A 21,498-nucleotide genomic window follows, 5' to 3' on the forward strand; every position below is an offset into this window, starting at 1 on the left:
GGCACCTGGTCGGTGCCGCCCTCCTGCGGTGCGTTGTGACGCGCCTCGCTCAGCCCTCGCGGTGCTGGTGGTAGTAGCGGATCAGGCCCGCGGTGGAGGGATCCTCGGCGGCGATCTTCTCCGCATCGCCCGCGACGGCGCCGGCGAGCTCCTTGGCGAGCTGCTTGCCGAGCTCCACCCCCCACTGGTCGAAGGAGTTGATGCCCCACACCACGCCCTGGACGAAGGTGATGTGCTCGTACAGCGCGATCAGCTGCCCGAGCACCGCGGCCGTCAGCTGCGGCGCCATGATCGAGGTGGTGGGGCGGTCGCCGGTGAACGCGCGGGCGGCCACCAGCGCCCCCTCGGTGCCCTCGGCGCGCACCTCCTCGGCGGTCTTGCCGAAGGCCAGCGCCTTGGTCTGGGCGAAGAAGTTCGCCAGGAACAGCTCGTGGACGTCCTGCTCGCCGTCGGCGAGCGCATGGTTCGGGGTGGCGAAGGCGATGAAGTCCGCCGGGACCACCCGGGTGCCCTGGTGGATGAGCTGGTAGAAGGCGTGCTGGCCGTTGGTGCCGGGCTCCCCCAGAACACCTCGCCGGTCTCGGTGGTCACCGGCGAGCCGTCCCAGCGCACCGACTTGCCGTTGGACTCCATGGTCAGCTGCTGGAGGTAGGCGGGGAAGCGGTGCAGGTACTGGGAGTAGGGGAGCACCGCGTGGGTCTCCGCGTCCAGGAAGTTCACGTTCCACACGTTCAGCAGACCCATCAGCAGCGGCACGTTCTGCTCGGCCGGGGCGTGGCGGAAATGCTCGTCCATCGCGTGGAAGCCGGCCAGCAGCTCCTCGAACACGTCGGGGCCCAGCACCGTCGCCAGCACGGTGCCGATCGCGGAGTCGACGCTGTAGCGCCCGCCCACCCAGTCCCAGAAGCCGAAGGCGTTGGCGGGGTCGATGCCGAAGGCCTCGACCTTGTCGAGCGCGGTGGAGACGGCCACGAAGTGCTTGGCCACGGCCTCGCTCTCCTGCTCGGCGGTCAGGCCCGCGTTCTCGCGCAGTCCCGTCAGCAGCCATTCGCGCACCAGGCGGGCGTTGGTGAGGGTCTCCAGGGTGGTGAAGGTCTTGGAGGCGACAATCACCAGCGTGGTCTCGGGGTCGAGGTCCCGCGTGGTCGCGAACGCGTCGGTGGGGTCGATGTTCGAGACGAAGCGGGCCGTCAGGCCCTCCTGGGCGAGGGGCTTCAGCGCCTCGTAGATCATCACCGGTCCCAGGTCGCTGCCGCCGATGCCGATGTTCACGACGGTCTCGATCCGCTTCCCGCTCACCCCGGTCCACTCGCCGGAGCGGACCTGCTCGGCGAACTCGTAGACCCGGTGGAGGGTCCCGCGCACGTCCTGGTCGATGCGCTGTCCGTCGACCTCGAGCGCGGGGGAGGAGCCGGCCGGGCGGCGCAGGGCCGTGTGCAGCACCGCGCGGTCCTCGGTGGTGTTGATGTGCTCGCCGGCGAACATCGCATCGCGTCGCTGCTCGACGCCGACCTCACGGGCGAGCTCGAGCAGCAGCGCCATGGTGCGCTCGGTGACGAGGTTCTTGGAGAGGTCGACGTGGAGGTCGGCGGCGTCGTGGGTGAAGCGCTCGGCGCGCTGCGGATCGGCGGCGAACCACTCGCGCAGCGTGCCGTCGAGCTCGATGCGGTGCGCCTCGAGCTCTCCCCAGGCGTCGGTCGCGGTCGGGTCGATGGGGGCGGAGGAAGAGGTAGCAGCAGTCATACGGCCATTGAACACCCCGGACGCCGTGCCTGCAGGCACCGCGCCCGACGCCCGGCGGAAGGGGCGCCGAGACCGAAGCGTTACCGACAGGTGGATAAACGTTGACAAACGAGAGTGCAGACTGGGGTCGGTACCGCCCGAGATCCGGGGCGGGTACTCGACGACGAGTCATCTTCAGGAGATCCATCCCATGGCCATTTCGCGACGATCCATGATGCTCGGCACCGCTGCCGGCGGTGCCGCTGCCCTCACCCTGGCTGCCTGCGGCGGCGAGGAGGAAGCCGGCGGCGGCAGCGACAACGGCGGCGCCGCGGCCGGCGGCACCGGCGAGCCGATCTACGCCAACACCACCGAGCCCGAGAACCCGCTGATCCCCACCAACACCGGTGAGGTCGGCGGCGGCCGCATCATCGTGATGATCTTCGCGGGCCTGGTGTACTACACCGCCGACGGCACCGCCGAGAACGACCTCGCGGAGTCGATCGAGTCCGAGGACAACCAGAACTGGACCATCACGATCCGGGAGGGCCTGACCTACTCCGACGGCTCCACCCCCATCACGGCGCAGGACTTCGTGAGCGCCTGGAACTTCGGCGCCAACGCCGCCAACGCGCAGCTCGGCCAGTACTTCTTCGAGCCGATCGAGGGCTACGCGGAGCTCTCCACCGAGGGCGTCGCCGCCGACGCCACCCTCTCCGGCCTCGAGGTCGTCGACGACACCACCTTCACCGTGCGCCTGGTCTCCCCGCAGTCGGACTTCCCGACCCGCCTGGGCTACTCGGCCTACATGCCGCTGCCCCCCACGGCCTTCGACGACATCGAGGCCTACGGCGAGGCCCCGCTGGCCAACGGCCCGTACAAGCTCGAGACCTGGACCCACGATCAGGAGCTGGTGCTGGTCCCCAACGAGAGCTACGACGGTCCCCGCACCCCGCAGAACTCCGGGATCAACTTCACGGTCTACCAGGACCCGGAGACGATGTACCTGGACCTGCAGTCCGACAACGTCGACGTGGTCGACCAGCTGCCGGGCTCGGCGCTGGCCACCTTCGAAGACGACCTCGGCGAGCGGGCCGTCAACGCCCCCGGTGCCGTGTTCCAGTCGGTCACCCTCCCGGGCTACGACCCGAACTTCCAGGGCGAGGCCGGGGCGCTGCGCCGCCAGGCGCTGTCGCGGGCCATCGACCGCCAGTCGATCTGCGACAACCTCTTCTTCGGCACCCGCACCCCGGCCACGGACTTCGTCTCCCCGGTGATCCCCGGCGGCGGCGCCACCGACATCCCCGGCGGCGAGGTCCTGCAGTTCGACGAGGCCGAGGCCAAGCGGCTGTGGGCCGAGGCCGAGGCGATCACGCCCTTCGCCGGGCCGCTGACCCTCGCCTACAACGCCGACGGACCCCACGCGGACTGGGTCGAGGCCGTCTGCAACTCGCTGACGAACGTGCTGGGCATCGAGGCGACCCCCACCCCCTTCCCCGCCTTCGGCGAGATGCGCGAGCAGATCCGCAACCGCGATCTGCTGGGCACCTGGCGCTCGGGCTGGCAGGCCGACTACCCCTCGGCCTACAACTTCCTCGGCCCGCTGTACGGCTCCGCCGCGGCGGACGGCAAGGGCTCCAACGACGGCGACTACAAGAACCCCGAATTCGACCAGCTGCTGGCCGACGGTCTCGCGGCCGAGACCGAGGAGGACGCGATCGCCCTGTGGAAGGAGGCGGAGGCGCTGCTCATGCGCGATCTGCCCGTCCTCCCGCTCTGGTACCAGAACACCATCGGCGGCTACTCCACCCTGGTGGGGAACGTGGAGTACGGCTGGGACACCGTGCCGCTGTACCACCAGATCACCAAGTGACCTGCTGACCCACCCTGCGACAGCGGGAATCGGCTCCGCCCGGTTCCCGCTGTCGCACGCCCGGCACCGCCGGGCCGTCCCGGGCCCGCGGGCCCCACCCCCGACAGCGAAAGGGACCGACGTGATCTGGTACATCGGGCGGCGACTGCTGCAGATGATCCCCGTCTTCCTCGGCGCCACCCTGATCGTCTACCTGATGGCGTTCTACACCTCGGGTGACCCGATCCTCGCCCTGGCCGGCGACAAGCCGATCTCCCCGGCGGTCGAGCAGCAGCTGCGCGAGCAGTACAACCTGGACCAGCCGGTGCTGGTGCAGTGGCTGCTCTACCTCAAGAGCGTGTTCACCTTCGATCTGGGCGTGGGGTTCAACGGCCGCCCGATCATGGACCAGATCGTCGCGGCGTTCCCCACCACGGTGCGGCTCGCGATCATCGCGGTCGTGGTCGAGGCGATCTTCGGCATCGTCGCCGGCGTCATCTCGGGCCTGCGCAAGGGCAAGCTGATCGACACCACGCTGCTGATGCTGTCGCTGCTGCTGATCGCCACCCCGACCTTCGTGCTCGGCTTCCTCGCCCAGTTCGTCTTCGGACTGCAGCTCGGCATCGCCCCCATCAACGTCGGTCGCGACCCGTCCTGGCAGAACCTGCTGCTGCCCGGCTTCGTCCTCGGCGGCGTCTCCTTCGCCTACGTGCTGCGCCTGACCCGCACCTCCATCGCCGAGACCGCGACCGCCGACCATGTGCGCACCGCGACCGCCAAGGGCCTCTCGCGCGGCGGAGTGGTCGGCAAGCACATCCTGCGCAACTCCCTCATCCCCGTGGTCACCTTCATCGGCGCCGATCTGGGCGCCCTGATGGGCGGCGCGATCGTCACCGAGCGGGTCTTCAACATCCCCGGGATCGGCACGCTGCTGTTCAGCTCGATCAACGCCGGCGAAGCCCCGATGATCGTCTCCCTGGTGACGCTGCTGGTGATCATCTTCCTGCTGTCCAACCTCGTCGTGGACCTGCTCTACGGCGTGCTCGACCCGAGGATCCGCTATGCCAAGTGATGCCACCGCCGCTCGCCGTCCCCGCTCCGAGCACTGGGTCGCGCCGCTGGACGAGACGCCCCTGCAGGCGGTCGACGCGGCGGACACCACCTCCACCCCCGCTCCCTGTGGGCCGAGGCCGTGCACAACCTGGTCCGCAACCCGGTGTTCCTGGTCTCGGCGCTGCTCATCCTGTTCGTGCTCTTCGTCGCCGCCTTCCCGCAGGTCTTCACCTCGCAGGACCCCAGGTTCGGCGACCTCTCGCGCGCCAATCAGCCCCCCGGAGGGGAGCATCCCTTCGGCACCTCGCGCCAGGGCTACGACATCATGGCCCGCACCGTCTGGGGAGCCCGCACCTCGGTGATCATCGGCTTCTTCGCGATGCTCGGCTCCACCCTGATCGGCGGGGTGATGGGGGCGCTCGCCGGCTACCTCGGCGGCTGGTTCGACGAGATCATGTCCCGGATCACCGACATCTTCTTCGCCGTCCCGCTGATCCTCGGCGCGATCGTCGTGGCGACCCGGCTGGGGGAGATGAACCTGTGGACCGTGATCGCGGTGCTGAGCGTCTTCGGCTGGACCAACGTCGCGCGCATCATGCGCGGCTCGGTCATCTCGACCAAGAGCCAGGACTTCGTCGTCTCCTCGACCGCGCTCGGCGCCTCCCGGACCTCCGTGCTGCTCAAGCACGTCATCCCCAACGCGATCGCCCCGGTGATCGTCACCGCCACCGTGAACCTCGGGGTCTTCATCGTCGCCGAGGCGACGCTGTCCTTCCTCGGCGTCGGCCTGCCCACCAGCTCCGTCTCCTGGGGCGGTGACATCTCCGCCGCCCGTGATGCGCTGCGGACCCAGCCCTCGATGCTGTTCTACCCCTCCCTGGCGCTCGCGATCACGGTGCTGAGCTTCATCATGCTCGGCGATGCCGTGCGCGATGCCCTGGACCCGAAGGCGAGGAAGCGATGACCACCACCGAATCGACCCCGGCCGGCCGCTCCACCGACCGTGAGCGGCCGCTGCTGGAGATCCGCGATCTCGAGATCACCTTCACCACCTCGAGCGGCCCCGTCCAGGGCGTGCGCGAGGCGAGCCTCGAGGTGTACCCCGGCGAGACCGTCGCCATCGTCGGCGAGTCCGGCTCCGGCAAGTCGACCACCGCGATGGCGATCGCCCACCTGCTGGCCGACAACGGCTCGATCACCCGCGGGCACATCCTCTTCGAGGGCCGCGACATCACCCACCTCTCCGAGAAGGAGATCCGGGTGCTGCGCGGCGACCAGGTGGGCCTGGTCCCGCAGGACCCGATGAGCAACCTGAACCCGATGTGGAAGGTGGGCTCCCAGATCCGCGAGACCCTCCTGGCCAACGGGGTGGCGAAGGGGGCCGAGGCCAAGGCCCGCACGGTGCAGCTGCTCGAGGAGGCCGGCCTCGCCGACGCCTCCCGCCGCGCCGGGCAGTACCCCCACGAGTTCTCCGGCGGCATGAAGCAGCGCGCCCTGATCGCGATGGGCCTGGCCGCCCGCCCGAAGCTGCTGGTGGCCGACGAGCCCACCAGCGCGCTCGACGTCACGGTGCAGCAGCAGATCCTCGACCACCTCGACACCCTCACCGAGGAGCTCGGGGTCGCGGTGCTGCTGATCACCCACGACCTGGGACTGGCCGCCGAGCGCGCCCAGCACCTGGTGGTGATGTACAAGGGACGCGTGGTCGAGTCGGGTCCCGCGATCGAGCTGCTGCAGAACCCGCAGCACCCCTACACCAAGCGCCTCATCGCCGCCGCCCCCTCGCTGGCCTCCCGCCGGCTGGTCTCCGCGACCGCCCGCGCCGAGGTGCGCGAGCGCGCCCAGGAGCAGGCCCTCGCCCACGACACCGCGTCCACCGGCGCCGCCCAGCCCGACCGCGACGCCGTGATCGAGGTGCAGGACCTCACCAAGGAGTTCCCGATCCGCGGGAAGCTGCCGTGGCAGTCGACCCCGTTCACCGCGGTGGACCACGTGTCCTTCGAGATCGAGCGCGGCACCACCACCGCGATCGTGGGGGAGTCCGGCTCGGGCAAGTCCACCGTCGCCCAGATGGTCCTGAAGCTCCTCCCGCCCACCTCGGGCCGGGTGCTGTTCGAGGGCCGCGACGTCACCTCCTTCGCCGGCCAGGAGCTGAAGACCCTGCGCCGACGGGTGCAGCCGATCTTCCAGAACCCCTACGGGACGCTGGACCCGATGTACTCGATCTACCGCACGATCGAGGAGCCGATGCTGATCCACGGCATCGGCGACGCCCGGAGCCGGGAGGCGAAGGTCCGCGACCTGCTCGACAAGGTCGCCCTGCCGTCGGCGATGATGCGCCGCTACCCCAACGAGCTCTCCGGCGGGCAGCGCCAGCGCATCGCGATCGCCCGCGCCCTGGCCCTGGACCCCGAGGTGGTCATCTGCGACGAGGCGGTCTCCGCGCTCGACGTGCTGGTCCAGGCGCAGGTGCTCGAGCTGCTCAACGACCTGCAGGCCGAGCTCGGGCTGTCCTACCTCTTCATCACCCATGACCTCGCGGTGGTCCGGCAGATCGCGGACAACACCCTGGTGATGGAGAAGGGGAAGGTCGTCGAGCAGGGCACCACCGACCAGGTCTTCCACGCCCCGCAGCAGGACTACACCAAGCGCCTGCTGGCGGCGATCCCGGGCGGCTCCATCCCGCTGGCCGGGGCGGAGACCATCGACGTGCACGCGCCGCAGGTCGCCGCCGACGACGAGCGACCCGAGGGGCCGGGCCCCGAGGACGAGGGCCCGCTGGACCCCTTCGCGAGCGCCGGCCACGTCTGAGACCGGCCTTCCCCCGCAGGCCGGCGCGTCGAAGGTCTCACCGATGGCCCGATGACCGCCGACGCGCCGGCCGCTAGACTCAACAAGGCCCTGGAGCGGGCCGCACCCACGTGCGGCCGGGCGCTGCTCGGTCCGTGATCCACCCCACGACCCCGAAACGAGCACTCCGCGTATGACTCTCCGCCTCCGCACAGACCTGCGTAACGTCGCCATCGTCGCCCACGTCGACCACGGCAAGACCACCCTCGTCGACGCCATGCTCACCCAGGGCGGCGCCTTCGGGGAGCGCGACAAGCACGATGAACGGGCGATGGACTCGGGGGAGCTGGAGCGCGAGAAGGGCATCACGATCCTCGCGAAGAACACCGCGATCCGGTACACCGGACCGTCGGCCGCGGCGGCCGGTGAGCCCGACGGCATCACCATCAACGTCATCGACACCCCCGGCCACGCCGACTTCGGCGGCGAGGTCGAGCGCGGCCTGTCGATGGTCGACGGCGTCGTGCTGCTGGTGGACTCCTCCGAGGGCCCGCTGCCGCAGACCCGCTTCGTGCTGCGCAAGGCGCTCGCCGCGAAGCTCCCGGTGATCCTGGTGGTCAACAAGGTCGACCGTCCCGATGCGCGCATCGAGGCCGTCGTCGGCGAGTCCACCGACCTGCTGCTGGGCCTGGCCTCGGACCTCGCCGAGGAGGTCCCGGACCTCGACCTCGACGCCGTGCTCGACGTGCCCGTCGTCTACGCCTCGGGCAAGGCCGGCCGCGCCTCCGTGAACCAGCCGGCCGACGGCACCCTGCCCGACGAGGAGACCGTCGAGCCGCTGTTCAAGACGATCCTGGAGTCGATCCCGGCCCCGGCCTACGACGACGAGATGCCGCTGCAGGCCCACGTCACCAACCTCGACGCCTCCCCGTTCCTCGGCCGCCTGGCGCTGCTGCGGATCAAGAACGGCGAGCTCAGCAAGGGCCAGCAGGTGGCCTGGTGCCGCGCCGACGGCTCCGTCAAGCAGGTCAAGATCACCGAGCTGCTGGAGACCAAGGGCCTCTCGCGCGAGCCGATGACCCGCGCGGCCCGCCCCGGTGACATCGTCGCCGTCGCCGGCATCCCCGAGATCATGATCGGCGAGACCCTCGCCGACGCCGCGGATCCCCGCCCGCTGCCGCTGATCACGATCGACGATCCCGCGATCTCGATGACCATCGGCATCAACACCTCCCCGCTGGCCGGCAAGAACGGCAAGGGCCACAAGCTCACCGCGCGCCAGGTCAAGGACCGCCTGGACGCCGAGCTGGTCGGCAACGTGTCCCTCAAGGTGCTGCCCACCGAGCGCCCCGACGCCTGGGAGGTGCAGGGCCGCGGCGAGCTGGCGCTGTCCATCCTGGTCGAGCAGATGCGCCGCGAGGGCTTCGAGCTCACCGTCGGCAAGCCCCGCGTGCTGACGCGCGAGATCGACGGCAAGGTCCACGAGCCCGTCGAGCGGATGACCATCGACGTGCCCGAGGAGTACCTGGGCACCATCACGCAGCTCATGGCCGGCCGCAAGGGCCGCATGGAGACCATGAGCAACCACGGCTCGGGCTGGGTGCGGATGGAGTTCGTGGTGCCCTCGCGCGGCCTGATCGGCTTCCGCACCCGCTTCATGACGGAGACCCGCGGCAACGGAATCGCCTCCTCCTACGCCGACGGCTTCGAGCCGTGGATGGGCGAGATCGAGTTCCGCTCCACCGGCTCCCTGGTCGCCGACCGCGCCGGCAGCGTCACCCCCTTCGCGATGATCAACCTCCAGGAGCGCGGCTCCTTCTTCGTCGAGCCGACCTCCGAGGTCTACGCCGGCCAGATCGTCGGCGAGAACTCGCGCAACGAGGACATGGACGTGAACATCACGAAGGAGAAGAAGCTGACGAACATGCGCGCCGCGTCGTCGGACTCCTTCGAGAACCTGGTCCCGCCGCGCCGCCTCACCCTCGAGGAGTCCCTCGAGTTCACCAACGAGGACGAGTGCGTCGAGGTCACCCCCGAGGTCGTGCGCATCCGCAAGGTGATCCTCGACGCCAATGAGCGCCGTCGCGCGCACTCGAAGGCCAAGTCGGGGAAGTGACGTGGTGAGCGCCCCGCAGGGCCGGGCGGCGGCCGGGGACGACGCCCTCGCCGTCCGGCTCACGCAGGCCGCGATGGCGCTCGTGCTCGCGATCGTCTCGGTGCTGCTGCTGATCACCACGCACCGCCTGCGGCTCGCCCTGGGGGGCGTCGACCTGCCCGCCGGGCTGCTGTTCGGCGCCGCCTTCCAGCTGGTGACCTGCGTGTTCCTCTACGCGGCGACCGGCTCCCGGCTGCCGCTGGTGGTGCTGGGCGCCCTCTGGGGCCTGCTGGCCGCCCCCTTCCTGGGCCGCGGCGCGGGCGGCGGGGTGCTGCTGCCGGCGGTGATCGGCGAGCAGGCCCAGCTCTCGGGCTGGATCGTGCAGGGCCTCGGGGTGGGCATCCCGTTCCTGGTCGCCGCGGTGATCACGGTGGTGCACCGGTCCCGGTCTCGGGCAGGGTGAGCGCATGAGCACCTCCGTGGGCCCCGGCACTCCGCGCCGCGAATGGGCGACGATCCCCAACCTCGTGACGCTGGTGCGCTTCGCGCTGCTGCTGCCGGTGTGCCGGCTGCTGCTGGAGGGACCCGACACCCGCTCCGTGGTGCTGCTGCTGATCTGGGCCTCGACCGACTGGGTGGACGGCATGCTGGCCCGGGCGCTAGACCAGACCAGCCGGGTCGGCGCGATCATCGACCCGATCGCGGACCGGCTGGGACTGGCCGCGATCGTGCTGACCCTGGCGCTGTCCTCGCTGCTGCCCTGGACGGCGCTGCTGATCATCGTGGCCGTCGACGTGGCGATGGTGGTGCTCGCCACCGGAGCGGCCCTGGGGGGACGGATCTCCGTCTCCCGGCTCGGGAAGGTGCGCACCTTCGTGCTGATGGCCGCGGTGTTCCTGCTGATCGCGGCCGCGGCCTGGGCGCCGCCCCTGATCCCCGCGGCGCGGGCGCTGCTCTGGGCGGGCGTCGCGCTGCACACGGTCACCGGGATCGACTACATCCTCAGGGCGCGGCGGGCGCCCGTCTCCGCACCGGCGGCGGCGGAACCTCCTTCGCCGCGATGACCAGCGCCCGCGGCACCCGCACCTGTCCGCGCCGGGTCATCACCCGCACCGCCGTGTCGTCGCAGGAGAGGATCGTGCCCAGCGCATCGGTCATCGACTCCCCGTGCGGGGAGCTCGTCTTGTCGATCGCATAGCGCAGCACCACTCGGCGCCCGTCCTGGAGGAAGGGCGCCCATCCGGCGCGGACGCGATGACCGTCGTGCATAGGCATGGGGCGAGGCTATCCCCGACCAGCCGGTCCGTCGCCTCCCGCCCCCCTGTGCGAAGCGTCACCTCGCCTGCTCCGGGCCCCGCCGGGCCGGTGCGCCCGGTGACGGGATGAGAGGATGACGGTGACCGCGATGGAAGGAGTGCGCCCATGACCTACGTCATCGCCCTGCCCTGTGTCGACGTGAAGGATCGTGCCTGCGTCGACGAGTGCCCGGTGGACTGCATCTACGAGGGCGAGCGGATGCTCTACATCCAGCCCGACGAGTGCGTGGACTGCGGCGCCTGCGAGCCCGTCTGCCCCGTGGAGGCGATCTTCTACGAGGACGACACCCCCGACCAGTGGGCCGACTACTACAAGGCCAACGTCGAGTTCTTCGACGACCTCGGCGCCCCCGGCGGCGCCGCCAAGATGGGCGTGATCGAGAAGGACCATCCCCTCGTCGCGGCGCTCCCGCCGCAGCCCAACCCCCTGGGCTGACCCGTGGCAGCACCCGACCTCCGCCCCGCCGGCTCCGCCCGCCGGGGCCTCGCCGCCCGCCTGCCCGCCTTCCCCTGGGACGCGCTGAGCGCCGCGAAGCAGCGCGCCGCCGCCCATCCGGAGGGCATCGTCGACCTCTCGGTCGGCACCCCCGTCGACCCCACCCCGGCCTCGGTGCGGGCGGCCCTGACCGCGGCCGCCGACAGCCCCGGGTACCCGACCACCATCGGCACCGCCGCTCTGCGGACCGAGCTGGTCGACTTCGCGCGCCGTCACCGCGCCGCCCCGGCGGGGCTGGACGTCGACGGGGTGCTGCCGACCGTCGGCTCCAAGGAGCTGGTGGCGCACCTGCCGTTCCAGCTCGGCATCGGCCCGGGGGAGGCGGTCGCCTTCCCGCACGTCGCCTATCCCACCTACGACATGGGCGCCCGCTTCGTCGGCGCCGAGTCGATGCCGCTGGACATGGCCGCCCTGGCGGCGCACGGCGACGCCGCCCTGCCCGATCCCGCCGCCGCGCAGCGGATCCGCCTGCTCTGGCTGAACTCCCCCTCGAACCCGACCGGTGAGGTGCTCGAGGCCGCGCAGCTGGCCTCGATCGTGGCCTGGGCCCGCGAGCGGGGGATCATCGTCGCCTCCGACGAGTGCTACGCCCTGCTGCCCTGGACCGTCGACGAGGTTCCCTCGATCCTGGATCCGCGCGTCAACGGCGGCGCGCTCGAGGGTCTGCTGTGCGTGTACTCGCTGTCCAAGCAGTCCAACCTCGCCGGGTACCGGGCGGCCTTCGTCGCCGGCGACCCCGCGCTGGTGGGGGAGCTGGTGGCGATCCGCAAGCAGGCCGGCATGATGCTGCCCGGTCCCATCCAGGCCGCGATGACCGCGGCCCTGCGCGACGACGAGGCCGCCGAGCGGCAGCGGGAGGTCTACCGCGCCCGACGCGAGATGCTCGAGCCCGCGCTGCGCGCCGCGGGCGGGGAGGTCCACGGCTCCCAGGCGGGCCTGTACCTGTGGACCACCTTCGGGACCGACGCGATGGCCGACGTGGAGCGCCTGGCCGACAGCGGTGTCCTGGTGGCCCCCGGGATGTTCTATGGTGTCAGCGGCGGGACCTTCGTCCGCGTCGCGCTGACCGCGACCGATGAGCGGATCGCCGCCGCCGCCCGGCGCCTGGCGCGCCTGTGATCTCCGGCGCCCCGCGCGCCACCACCGATCCGACCACGCACAACGGAGAGCCCATGGATCACGCGACGACCTCTGCTCAGCTCACCCTGGGGGAGAAGTCCCTCGACCTCCCCCTCGTCCCCGCGGTGGAGGGCAACTCCGGCATCGCGATCGGACCGCTGCGCGCCGAGACCGGCGAGGTCACCTACGACCCCGGCTTCATGAACACCGCGAACGCGAAGTCCTCGATCACCTACATCGACGGCGACGAGGGGATCCTGCGCTACCGCGGGTACCCGATCGAGCAGCTCGCCGAGAAGTCCTCCTTCCTGGAGGTCTCCTACCTGCTGATCAACGGCGAACTGCCCACCAAGGGCCAGCTCGACAACTTCGTGGCGCAGGTGGAGCGGCGCACCCTGCTCGACGAGCGCTTCAAGCGCATGTTCGACGGCTACCCGCGCGATGCCCACCCGATGGCGGTGCTGCAGGCCGGGGTCTCCGGACTCTCGACCTTCTACCAGGACTCCCTGGATCCCTTCGACGAGGAGCAGACCCGTCTGTCCACGGTGCGCCTGCTGGCGAAGGTGCCGACGATGGCCGCCTACGCCCACCGGATCGCCCAGGGCCACGCCCTGCTGTACCCCGACAACCGGCTCTCGCTGATCGAGAACTTCCTGCGCCTGACCTTCGGCTTCCCGGTCGAGGACTACATCGCCGACCCGGTGGTGGTGCGCGCCATGGAGCAGCTGCTGATCCTGCACGCCGACCACGAGCAGAACTGCTCGACCTCCGCGGTGCGCCTGGTCGGCTCCGCCCAGGCCAACCTGTTCACCTCGATCTCCGCCGGCATCGGCGCCCTGTCCGGCCCCGCCCACGGCGGCGCCAACGCGGCCGTGATGAAGATGCTCGACGAGATCGGGGAGCGCGACCTGGATCCGCGGGAGTTCATGGAGAAGGTCAAGCGCAAGGAGGACGGGATCCGCCTGATGGGCTTCGGCCACCGGGTGTACAAGAACTACGATCCGCGCGCCCGCATCGTCAAGAAGATCGCCGACGACGTCCTGGAGCGCCTGGGCGTCCATGACGAGCGGCTCGAGCTGGCCATGAAGCTCGAGGAGATCGCCCTGAAGGACGACTACTTCGTCGAGCGCAAGCTCTACCCGAACGTCGACTTCTACACCGGCATCATCTACAAGGCGATCGGCTTCCCCACCGAGATGTTCACGGTGCTGTTCGCCATCGGCCGCCTGCCCGGCTGGATCGCGCAGTGGCAGGAGATGATCCACGACCCGGAGACCAAGATCGGCCGCCCCCGCCAGATCTACACCGGGTCCCCCGAGCGCGCCTACAAGGCGATGGAGGACCGCACCGGCACCAGCGAGCTGCGCCTGGCCGCCCTGCAGGCGGAGATCGCCAAGCGCGGCTGAGGCCGCCGCCGGACCCCCGGAGCCCTGGCCGGCGACCCCTCCCACCGAGGCGGTCACCGACCAGGGCTTCGTCGTCGGGACCTTCTGCCCCTCCCGGCAGCACCGGGCGCGCCTAGGGTGAGGTCATCCGCGCAGGGCACGACACCGACGGGCCCGTGATGATCGAGGAGACCGCCATGACCTCAGCCCTCACCGACCGCCCCCGGGCCGCCGGAGCGGACGCCTGGGCCGGCTTCACCGCCGGCCCCTGGCAGGACGCGATCGACGTGCGCGACTTCGTCCAGCGCAACTACACCCCCTACGAGGGGGACGCCTCCTTCCTGTCCGGGCCCACCCCCAAGACGCTGCGCCTGTGGGACCACCTCGAACGGCACTACCTGTCCGAGGAGCGCCGCCGCCGCGTCTACGACGTCGAGGTCCACACCCCCGCGGACATCGACGCCTTCCCGGCCGGCTACATCAGCGAGGACGACGACGTCGTCGTCGGCCTCCAGACCGACGTCCCCCTCAAGCGCGCCATGATGCCCAGCGGCGGCTGGCGGATGGTCGAGACCGCGATCCGCGAGGCCGGCAAGGAGGTCGACGAGGACGTCAAGAAGATCTTCACCCGCTACCGCAAGACCCACAACGACGCCGTCTTCGACATCTACACCCCGCGCATCCGCGCCGCCCGCTCCTCCCACATCATCACCGGCCTGCCCGACTCCTACGGACGCGGCCGCATCATCGGCGACTACCGGCGCCTGGCCCTGTACGGCGCCGACCGCCTCATCGCCGACAAGAAGCGCGCCAAGGACGCCGTGGCCCAGCAGGGCTTCAGCGAGCACTGGGCCCGCTACCGCGAGGAGCACTCCGAGCAGATCCGCGCCCTGGCCAAGCTGATCACGCTCGGCGAGAGCTACGGACTGGACCTGCGTCGCCCCGCGGCCACCGCCCAGGAGGCCGTGCAGTGGACGTACATGGCCTACCTCGCCGCCGTGAAGAGCCAGGACGGCGCCGCGATGTCCATCGGCCGCCTCTCCGCCTTCCTGGACGTGTACGTCCAGCGCGACCTGGCGGCCGGGACGCTCACCGAGACCGACGCCCAGGAGATCATCGACGCCCTGGTCATCAAGCTGCGGATCGTGCGGTTCCTGCGCACCGTCGACTACGACCAGATCTTCTCCGGCGACCCCTACTGGGCGACCTGGTCGGACGCCGGCTTCTCCGCGGACGGGCGCGCGCAGGTCACGAAGACCTCCTTCCGCCTGCTGCAGACCCTGCGGAACCTCGGCCCGGCCCCCGAGCCCAACATCACCATCTTCTGGGACCCGGAGCTGCCGCAGGGGTACAAGGAGTTCTGCTCCGCGATCTCGATCGAGACCTCCTCGATCCAGTACGAGTCCGATCGGCAGATCCGCGAGCGCTGGGGCGACGACGCCGCGATCGCTTGCTGCGTCTCCCCGATGGCCATCGGCAAGCAGATGCAGTTCTTCGGCGCCCGCGTCAACGCGGGCAAGGCCCTGCTCTACGCCGTCAACGGCGGCCGCGACGAGGTCACCGGCGCCCAGATCACCGAGCCGGGCGCGTTCACCCCGATCACGGGGGAGGGGCCGCTGGACTTCGACGAGGTCTGGGAGAAGTACGAGCAGATGCTCGACTGGGTGATCGGCACCTACGTCGAGGCGCTGAACATCATCCACTACAGCCACGACCGCTACGCCTACGAGGCCATGGAGATGGCGCTGCACGACAGCGACATCGTGCGGACCATGGGCTGCGGCATCGCGGGCCTGTCCATCGTCGCCGACTCCCTCAGCGCCATCCGGTACGCCAAGGTCACCCCCGTGCGCGACGAGACCGGCCTGGTGGTCGACTACGTCACCGAGGGCGAGTTCCCCCGCTACGGGAACGACGACGACCGCGCCGACGACATCGCCGCCACGATCGTGCACACGGTGATGCAGAAGATCTCCGCGATCCCCATGTACCGCGAGGCGATCCCCACCCAGTCGGTGCTGACGATCACCTCGAACGTGGTCTACGGCAAGGCCACCGGCTCCTTCCCCTCCGGCCACCGGGCCGGCACGCCCTTCTCGCCGGGCGCGAACCCGGAGAACGGGGCCGACACCCACGGCCTGGTCGCCTCGATGCTCAGCGTCGGCAAGCTCGACTACCACGACGCCCTTGACGGCATCTCGCTGACCAGCACCATCACCCCCCAGGGACTCGGCCGCACCAAGGCCGAGCAGGTCGGCAACCTGGTCGGCATGCTCGACGCCGGCTTCCTGATGGACGAGGACTGAGCGCGCCCCCACCCCCGCCTCCGCCCGGACCGCCCCCACCCCAGAAGGAGAAACACCATGGCCACCCCCACCTTCGGCGAACGACTCGCCTCGATGAGAGCGAGCCGCGCCCGCCACGGCATGGAGTCCGGGCTGTTCCACGCGAACATCAACGTGCTGACCAAGGACACCCTGGTCGACGCGATGGAGCATCCCGAGGACCACCCGAACCTCACCGTGCGCGTCTCCGGCTACGCGGTGAACTTCGTCAAGCTCACCCGCGAGCAGCAGCTCGACGTGCTCGAGCGCACCTTCCACCGCAGCGCCTGAGGCGGCCATGACGCAGAGCACCGAGGCGCCGGGCCTCCTCTCCGAGCCCGGTGCCGCCGCGGCCCGCCGCGCCGGGGCCGGCACCGAGGGGATGGCCGAGGCCGAGCTCGGTCGCTCCCAGCGCCTGCGGGCGCTGCGCAGCGGCGAGCTCGCCTCCCTCCACTCCTGGGAGCTCGTCACCGCGGTCGACGGGCCCGGCACCCGGCTCACGCTGTTCTTCGCCGGCTGCCCGCTGCGCTGCGTGTACTGCCACAACCCCGACACCATGGAGATGCGCCGCGGGAGCGACGTCGAGCTCGGGGAGGTCCTGCGCCGGATCCGCCGCTACCGGAGGGTCTTCACCGCCACCGGGGGCGGCATCACCCTGTCCGGGGGAGAGGTGCTGATGCAGCCGGCCTTCGCGGCCGCCGTGCTGCGGGCGGCGCAGGAGATGGGGGTGCACACCGCGATCGACACCTCCGGCTTCCTCGGCGCGGTGGCCTCGGACGCGATGCTCGCCGACGTCGACCTGGTGCTGCTGGACGTGAAGTCCGGCAGCGAGGACTCGTACCGGGCGCTCACCGGGCAGGCGCTGCAGCCGACCATCGACTTCGGCGACCGGCTGGCCGCCCGGGGCGTCCCGATCTGGCTGCGCTTCGTGGTGGTGCCGGGGTGGACCGACGACGCCCGCGACGTCGAGCAGGTCGCCGACATCGCGGCCCGCTGGCGGGACGTGGTCGAGCGGGTCGAGGTGCTGCCCTTCCACAACATGGGCCAGGACAAGTGGGACGGCCTCGGCATGGAGTACCGGCTGCGCGATGCGCAGCCACCGACCCCGGAGGTGGTCGAACGGGTGCGCGAGCAGTTCCGCGCCCGCGGGCTCACGGTGCACTGAGCTCACCGTGCCCTGCGGAGCCCCTCAGCGCCCGCTGACCAGCACCACCACCTGGTCGCTCGCCCCGCCGGGGACCTCGCCCCAGCGGGCCGCCTCGTCCCCCCGCACCGAGCGGTCCCAGATGCGGCCCGCATAGGACACCTGGACCACCCCGTCCTCGGCCGCCCGGGCGACCGCCCAGTTGGCGAGCGCCCAGCCCAGGGTCTCGTCGCCGCCGACGTCGACCACCAGCGCGGTCGCACCGGCGTCCGCAGGGACCTGCGGGGCGGCGCCCGCCGCCGCATCGAGCCGGGCGGTGATCCGCCCGGACCCGGTGGCGCGCGGGAACTGCCGTGCGAGCTCGGAGCGGATCTGCTCGGGGGAGGCGGTGGCGCCGACGTCCTCGAGCGTGCAGACCAGGTTCGCGCCCGAGCGTCCGGTCAGCGCCGAGGCGTACAGCCGCCCCTCGGTCTCGTGGTCGCGGTACGCCTCGGGATGCCCCGAGCGCTGGACCTCCTGGGCGACGTCGTTGATGTCCCCCTCGGCGTAGCCGTCGACCTGCTCGAGCGCGTCGTAGAACGTGTTGGTGGAGTAGATCGGGTCCATGATCTGTGCCTCGCTGCCCCAGCCCTGCGAGGGGCGCTGCTGGAACAGCCCCAGCGAGTCCCGGTCGCCATGGTCGATGTTGCGCAGCTGGGACTCCTGGAAGGCGGTGGCAAGCGCGATCGACGCGGCCCGGGCCGGCAGGCCGCGGTCCACCGCGACAGCACTGATCAGGGCCGCATTGGCGGCCCGCTCGGTGCTGTAGCGGTGGCTGGTGCCCAGCCCGCTCGCGATGCAGGTGCCCGCATGGGCGGGGGAGCCGTAGCGCTGCAGGGCGACGAAGGAGCCGCCCGCGATCCCCACCAGCAGCAGCACCATCACCAGGGGCAGGGCGAGATGGCGCACGACGGAGCCCGAGCTGCCGCCGCCGCGCCGACCGGCGCTGCGCGCCACCGCCACCCCGTCCTTCCCCGCGCCGCGATCAGTTCGCGTGCAGGGCCGCGTTGAGCTCGACGCTCTGGCCGGCCCGGGCCACGGCCTGCACCGCACCGGTCAGCGAGTTGCGCCGGAACAGCAGGTTCGGCACGCCGGAGAGGTCGCGGGCCTTGACCACATGCGTGTCGGTGCCCCGCTCGCCGACCAGCTCGACCTTGGTGCCGGCGGTGACGTACAGCCCCGCCTCGACCACGCAGTCGTCACCGAGCGCGATGCCGATCCCGGCCTCCGCGCCCACCAGGGAGCGTCGGCCGATGCTCACCCGATCGGTGCCGCCGCCGGAGAGGGTGCCCATGGTGGAGGCGCCGCCGCCGACGTCGGAGCCATCGCCCACCACGACCCCCTGCGAGATGCGGCCCTCGATCATCGAGGTGCCCAGGGTGCCGGCATTGAAGTTCACGAAGCCCTCGTGCATGACGGTGGTGCCCTCGGCGAGGTGGGCGCCCAGGCGCACCCGGTCGGCGTCGCCGATGCGCACCCCGGCGGGCAGCACGTAGTCGACCATGCGGGGGAACTTGTCGACGCTGAGGACGGTGGGGGTGCGGCCCGCGGCGCGCAGCCGCAGCCGGGTCTCCTCGAAGCCGGTCACCGCGCAGGGGCCCTCGGAGGTCCACACCACATTGGTCAGCACCCCGAACAGTCCGTCGAGGTTCTGGGCGTTGGGCTGGACCAGGCGGTGGGAGAGCAGGTGGAGGCGGAGGTAGGCGTCGGCGGCATCGGCGGGCGCGGCGGCGAGCTCGATGCTGCGTACGAGCACCTCCTGGCGGGTGCCGCGCACCTCGTCGGTGCGGGCGGCGGCGGTCAGCTGCGCGTGCAGGGGGTGGCTCTCGGGGGCGTCGGGCGCGTCGCCGAGCTGGGGGAGGGGTACCAGGCGTCGAGGGTGGAGCCGTCGGCGGCGATCGTGGCGAGGCCGATGCCCCAGGCGCGGGGGGCGGGGGAGTCCGTCGTCGTAGTCATGCCAGGAGTCTACGAACCCTCGCCTGAACGAGGCGCCGCGTCCCGGGCGCGGGTCCGCGTCAGCGCGAAGAGCAGCTGGTAGGTGCGGGGGTCGGGACCGGCGGGATCCTCCGGCAGGTCCTGACCGTCCGCGGTGCGGTGCAGGCGGCTGTACTCGATGATCCTCGCGCTGATGAGCTCGGTGAGCTCCTCCGCCTGGGCCGCGGTGACGCGCAGGGTCGTCGCGAGCAGGGTGGCGTCGGCGTCGGCGTCGGCGTCGCCGTCCTTACCGTCCGTGGCGTCCGTGCCGTCGGCGGCGGCGCGGTGGGCGCGCTCGGCGACCCAGGCCGAGCGCATCCAGTCGAAGGTCGCCAGGGCCATCGCGTCGGAGGCGTCGTCATAGTCCGCCGCGCCGGCGGCGTCGGAGCGGAACGAGGACTGGGCGAGCTTCCAGACCCGGTCGCGGCGGTCCCGGGCGGCCTCCGGCGCCTCCACGACGACCCCGCCCCGGGCGAGGATCCGCAGGTGGTAGCTGACGGAGTTGGCGGGGATGCCGAGGTCGTCGGCGAGGTCGGCCGCACGGGCGGTGCCGCGCCGACCGACCTGCTCCATGAGGCGCATGCGCAGCGGATGCGCGAGCGCCCGCAGCTGATCGCGGGTGGCGTGCTCGGGGACGGGGCCGCGCTCGGCGGACTCGGGATCGGAGGCCATGGGGAGATCCTACGGACCCCGCCCCGACCGTGCACGACATAGTGCGCACGAACTATTGCGCAACATATCGTGCGGATGTAGCGTTCCCGTCATGAACGCCCCGACCCCCGCCCCGACCCCCGCCCTCGCCGACCCCTCCGTCGCTGCCTCCGCAGCGGACCTCGCCCCTGCCTCCGCAGCGGCCTCTGCTCCCGATTCCGGGCCCACCCCCGACGGGGCCCTCCCGCTGCGCCGCAACCGCGAGTACCTCGCCTGGCTCAGCGGCGACCTCGCCCTGGGGATCGGCGCCGGCGTCGGGGGGTTCGCCTTCCCGCTGGTCGCCTTCGCGGTGACCGGCTCCGCGGCCGCGACCGGCGTCGTCGGACTGGTCCAGGGAGTGGGCCTGCTGGCCGGGATGCTGCCCGGCGGCGTCCTGGCCGACCGCTTCGACCGGCGGCGCCTGCGGCTGCTGGCCGGCATGCTCGGCGCGCTCGCGCAGCTGGTGCTGGTGGCCGTCCTGCTCGCCGGGTGGGCCGACGTCACGGTGCTCGCGGTGATCGCCGGGCTCGACCGCTTCCGCGGCGCGCTGCTCGGCACGGCCTCGGGGGCCATGCTCAAGCAGCTGGTGACGCCCGAGCAGCTGCCCGCGGCCGTCTCCGTCGACGAGGGCCGCACCGCGGCGGTGCAGCTCGGCGCCGGCCCGCTCGGGGGAGCCCTGCTGGGGGTGGGCCTGGCCGTCCCGGCCCTGGTCCAGGCCGTCGGCAGCCTGGTGGGCGTCGTGTGCACCCTGTTCATGCGCGGGAACTACCGGGCTCTGCCCGAGCACGGCCCGCGCCTCGGCGCCCTCGCCTCGCTGCGCGAGGGCATCTCCTGGCTGCTCGGCCAGCGCCTGCGGGTCCAGATCGCCGCCTGCGCCACACTGGTCAACCTCGCCGTCAACGGGGCGCTGCTGACGATCACCCTGATGCTCGCGGCCGACGGGGTGCCCGCCGCCCGGATCGGTCTGCTGATGACGACGCTGGCCGCCGCCGTCCTGGTCGGCGCCTTCCTGGCCCCGGGACTGGTCGCCGCGGTCCCCACGGGCGTGCTCGTGATCGTCGAGTTCTGCGTGCTCGCGCTCGCCGTGGCCGCGATGCCGCTGATGCCCTCCCTGTGGGGGATCGGGGCGCTGGCCGCCCTGATCGGGGTCGGGATCCCCGCGATCAACGCCGCGGTGATGGGCTACTTCATGAACATCACCCCCGACGCCATGCAGGGCCGCGCGCAGACGATGACCGGGCTGATCTCGCTGGGCCTCATGCCGCTGGCCCCGGCGATCGCCGGCTTCGGCCTCGAGACCCTCGGCCGTTCCACGACGCTGGGGATCTTCGCGGCGCTCTGCGCCGCCGGTGCGCTGGTGGGTCTGCTGAGCCGGAGCCTGCGGCAGGTGCCGTCCTCGGGGCGGTGGGAGGAGCATGCCCGCGCCGCCGGCTGGGTCACGGCCGCCGCGGAGGGGACGCCGGGCGCGGCCGCGGCGAGCTGACCGCCCGCCGGACGGG

At 71.6% G+C, this 21,498-nt stretch carries 16 protein-coding genes and 3 pseudogenes; 14 read left to right on the forward strand and 5 right to left on the reverse strand.

The genetic code is table 11. From position 1 onward, the window contains the following. Positions 1-49: 49 nt before the first annotated feature. Positions 50-1,743: pseudogene (gene pgi, locus ACOJUI_RS05685) on the reverse strand (glucose-6-phosphate isomerase). A gap of 190 nt (positions 1,744-1,933) precedes the next feature. Between pgi and ACOJUI_RS05690 the strand changes: the two are divergent. The 7 genes and pseudogenes from ACOJUI_RS05690 (at position 1,934) to ACOJUI_RS05720 (ending at position 10,576) form a co-directional block, all read left to right on the forward strand. Beyond that, a complete protein-coding gene (locus ACOJUI_RS05690; protein WP_422117105.1) occupies positions 1,934-3,595 on the forward strand; it encodes a peptide ABC transporter substrate-binding protein in 1,662 nt (553 codons plus the stop codon). Positions 3,596-3,716: 121 nt separating this feature from the next. Beyond that, on the forward strand, positions 3,717-4,646 hold the full coding sequence (locus ACOJUI_RS05695) for an ABC transporter permease (protein ID WP_422117106.1): 930 nt from the start codon (positions 3,717-3,719) through the stop codon (positions 4,644-4,646). Beyond that, positions 4,636-5,591: pseudogene (locus tag ACOJUI_RS05700) on the forward strand (ABC transporter permease). The gene ACOJUI_RS05695 and the pseudogene ACOJUI_RS05700 overlap by 11 nt, the downstream one beginning before the upstream one ends. Beyond that, on the forward strand, positions 5,588-7,438 hold the full coding sequence (locus ACOJUI_RS05705; protein ID WP_422117107.1) for a dipeptide ABC transporter ATP-binding protein: 1,851 nt from the start codon (positions 5,588-5,590) through the stop codon (positions 7,436-7,438). Before ACOJUI_RS05700 ends, ACOJUI_RS05705 begins: the two are co-directional and overlap by 4 nt. 172 nt (positions 7,439-7,610) lie before the next feature. After that, on the forward strand, positions 7,611-9,533 hold the full coding sequence (gene typA / locus ACOJUI_RS05710) for a translational GTPase TypA (RefSeq protein ID WP_422117108.1): 1,923 nt from the start codon (positions 7,611-7,613) through the stop codon (positions 9,531-9,533). 4 nt (positions 9,534-9,537) lie between these two features. Then, entirely contained in the window at positions 9,538-9,975 is a 438-nt protein-coding gene (locus tag ACOJUI_RS05715) for a hypothetical protein (protein WP_422117109.1), read from the forward strand. 4 nt (positions 9,976-9,979) lie between these two features. Then, complete coding sequence (locus tag ACOJUI_RS05720) at positions 9,980-10,576, forward strand: CDP-alcohol phosphatidyltransferase family protein (protein ID WP_422117110.1); 597 nt, start codon at positions 9,980-9,982, stop codon at positions 10,574-10,576. Here the strand turns inward: ACOJUI_RS05720 and ACOJUI_RS05725 are convergent. Continuing rightward, a complete protein-coding gene (locus ACOJUI_RS05725; protein WP_422117111.1) occupies positions 10,515-10,787 on the reverse strand; it encodes an acetyltransferase in 273 nt (90 codons plus the stop codon). The genes ACOJUI_RS05720 and ACOJUI_RS05725 overlap by 62 nt on opposite strands. Positions 10,788-10,934: 147 nt before the next feature. Here ACOJUI_RS05725 and fdxA point away from each other — a divergent pair, with 147 nt between their 5' ends. The 6 genes from fdxA (at position 10,935) to pflA (ending at position 17,317) form a co-directional block, all read left to right on the forward strand. Further along, the gene (gene fdxA, locus ACOJUI_RS05730) at positions 10,935-11,264 is read left to right on the forward strand and encodes a ferredoxin (RefSeq protein ID WP_422117112.1); all 330 of its coding nucleotides are present in this window, start codon (positions 10,935-10,937) and stop codon (positions 11,262-11,264) included. A 3-nt stretch (positions 11,265-11,267) separates the two neighbouring features. After that, positions 11,268-12,443 carry a succinyldiaminopimelate transaminase gene (gene dapC / locus ACOJUI_RS05735; protein WP_422117113.1) on the forward strand — a complete coding sequence of 392 codons (1,176 nt, stop codon included), beginning with the start codon at positions 11,268-11,270 and terminating at the stop codon, positions 12,441-12,443. Positions 12,444-12,496: 53 nt separating this feature from the next. Beyond that, positions 12,497-13,849 carry a citrate synthase gene (locus tag ACOJUI_RS05740; RefSeq protein WP_422117114.1) on the forward strand — a complete coding sequence of 451 codons (1,353 nt, stop codon included), beginning with the start codon at positions 12,497-12,499 and terminating at the stop codon, positions 13,847-13,849. Between the two features lie 176 nt (positions 13,850-14,025). Next, positions 14,026-16,134 carry a pyruvate formate lyase family protein gene (locus ACOJUI_RS05745; protein WP_422117115.1) on the forward strand — a complete coding sequence of 703 codons (2,109 nt, stop codon included), beginning with the start codon at positions 14,026-14,028 and terminating at the stop codon, positions 16,132-16,134. Positions 16,135-16,191: 57 nt separating this feature from the next. After that, positions 16,192-16,443: an autonomous glycyl radical cofactor GrcA2 gene (gene grcA2, locus ACOJUI_RS05750; protein WP_422117116.1), complete on the forward strand. Its 252-nt coding sequence runs from the start codon at positions 16,192-16,194 to the stop codon at positions 16,441-16,443. Between the two features lie 7 nt (positions 16,444-16,450). Then, positions 16,451-17,317, forward strand: coding sequence for a pyruvate formate-lyase-activating protein (gene pflA, locus ACOJUI_RS05755; RefSeq protein WP_422117117.1), 867 nt, complete (start codon positions 16,451-16,453; stop codon positions 17,315-17,317). Positions 17,318-17,341: 24 nt separating this feature from the next. On the opposite strand, the gene ACOJUI_RS05760 is transcribed toward pflA, so the two are convergent. The 3 genes and pseudogenes from ACOJUI_RS05760 to ACOJUI_RS05770 all read right to left on the reverse strand — a co-directional run bounded on the left by ACOJUI_RS05760 (position 17,342) and on the right by ACOJUI_RS05770 (position 19,981). Then, positions 17,342-18,292, reverse strand: coding sequence for a hypothetical protein (locus tag ACOJUI_RS05760; RefSeq protein WP_422117118.1), 951 nt, complete (start codon positions 18,290-18,292; stop codon positions 17,342-17,344). A 28-nt stretch (positions 18,293-18,320) separates the two neighbouring features. Beyond that, positions 18,321-19,291 (reverse strand): annotated as a pseudogene (gene dapD / locus ACOJUI_RS05765) (2,3,4,5-tetrahydropyridine-2,6-dicarboxylate N-succinyltransferase). 9 nt (positions 19,292-19,300) lie between these two features. Continuing rightward, the gene (locus ACOJUI_RS05770) at positions 19,301-19,981 is read right to left on the reverse strand and encodes a winged helix-turn-helix domain-containing protein (protein ID WP_422117119.1); all 681 of its coding nucleotides are present in this window, start codon (positions 19,979-19,981) and stop codon (positions 19,301-19,303) included. A 91-nt stretch (positions 19,982-20,072) separates the two neighbouring features. Between ACOJUI_RS05770 and ACOJUI_RS05775 the strand changes: the two genes are divergently transcribed. Then, positions 20,073-21,482 (forward strand): MFS transporter, encoded by a 1,410-nt coding sequence (locus ACOJUI_RS05775; RefSeq protein ID WP_422117120.1) that lies wholly within the window; start codon positions 20,073-20,075, stop codon positions 21,480-21,482. Positions 21,483-21,498 lie beyond the last annotated feature (16 nt).

The sequence above is a fragment of the Brachybacterium sp. UNK5269 genome (assembly GCF_049266655.1).
Taxonomy (GTDB): domain Bacteria; phylum Actinomycetota; class Actinomycetes; order Actinomycetales; family Dermabacteraceae; genus Brachybacterium.

Excerpts from the sequence above, each read along its gene's own strand:
- ACOJUI_RS05690 (WP_422117105.1), top strand. The coding sequence starts at position 1,934 with ATGGCCATTTCGCGACGATCCATGATGCTCGGCACCGCTGCCGGCGGT.
- ACOJUI_RS05705 (WP_422117107.1), top strand. The coding sequence starts at position 5,588 with ATGACCACCACCGAATCGACCCCGGCCGGCCGCTCCACCGACCGTGAG.
- typA (WP_422117108.1), top strand. The coding sequence starts at position 7,611 with ATGACTCTCCGCCTCCGCACAGACCTGCGTAACGTCGCCATCGTCGCC.
- ACOJUI_RS05720 (WP_422117110.1), top strand. The coding sequence starts at position 9,980 with ATGAGCACCTCCGTGGGCCCCGGCACTCCGCGCCGCGAATGGGCGACG.
- ACOJUI_RS05725 (WP_422117111.1), bottom strand. The coding sequence starts at position 10,787 with ATGCCTATGCACGACGGTCATCGCGTCCGCGCCGGATGGGCGCCCTTC.
- fdxA (WP_422117112.1), top strand. The coding sequence starts at position 10,935 with ATGACCTACGTCATCGCCCTGCCCTGTGTCGACGTGAAGGATCGTGCC.
- ACOJUI_RS05740 (WP_422117114.1), top strand. The coding sequence starts at position 12,497 with ATGGATCACGCGACGACCTCTGCTCAGCTCACCCTGGGGGAGAAGTCC.
- ACOJUI_RS05745 (WP_422117115.1), top strand. The coding sequence starts at position 14,026 with ATGACCTCAGCCCTCACCGACCGCCCCCGGGCCGCCGGAGCGGACGCC.
- grcA2 (WP_422117116.1), top strand. The coding sequence starts at position 16,192 with ATGGCCACCCCCACCTTCGGCGAACGACTCGCCTCGATGAGAGCGAGC.
- pflA (WP_422117117.1), top strand. The coding sequence starts at position 16,451 with ATGACGCAGAGCACCGAGGCGCCGGGCCTCCTCTCCGAGCCCGGTGCC.
- ACOJUI_RS05770 (WP_422117119.1), bottom strand. The coding sequence starts at position 19,981 with ATGGCCTCCGATCCCGAGTCCGCCGAGCGCGGCCCCGTCCCCGAGCAC.
- ACOJUI_RS05775 (WP_422117120.1), top strand. The coding sequence starts at position 20,073 with ATGAACGCCCCGACCCCCGCCCCGACCCCCGCCCTCGCCGACCCCTCC.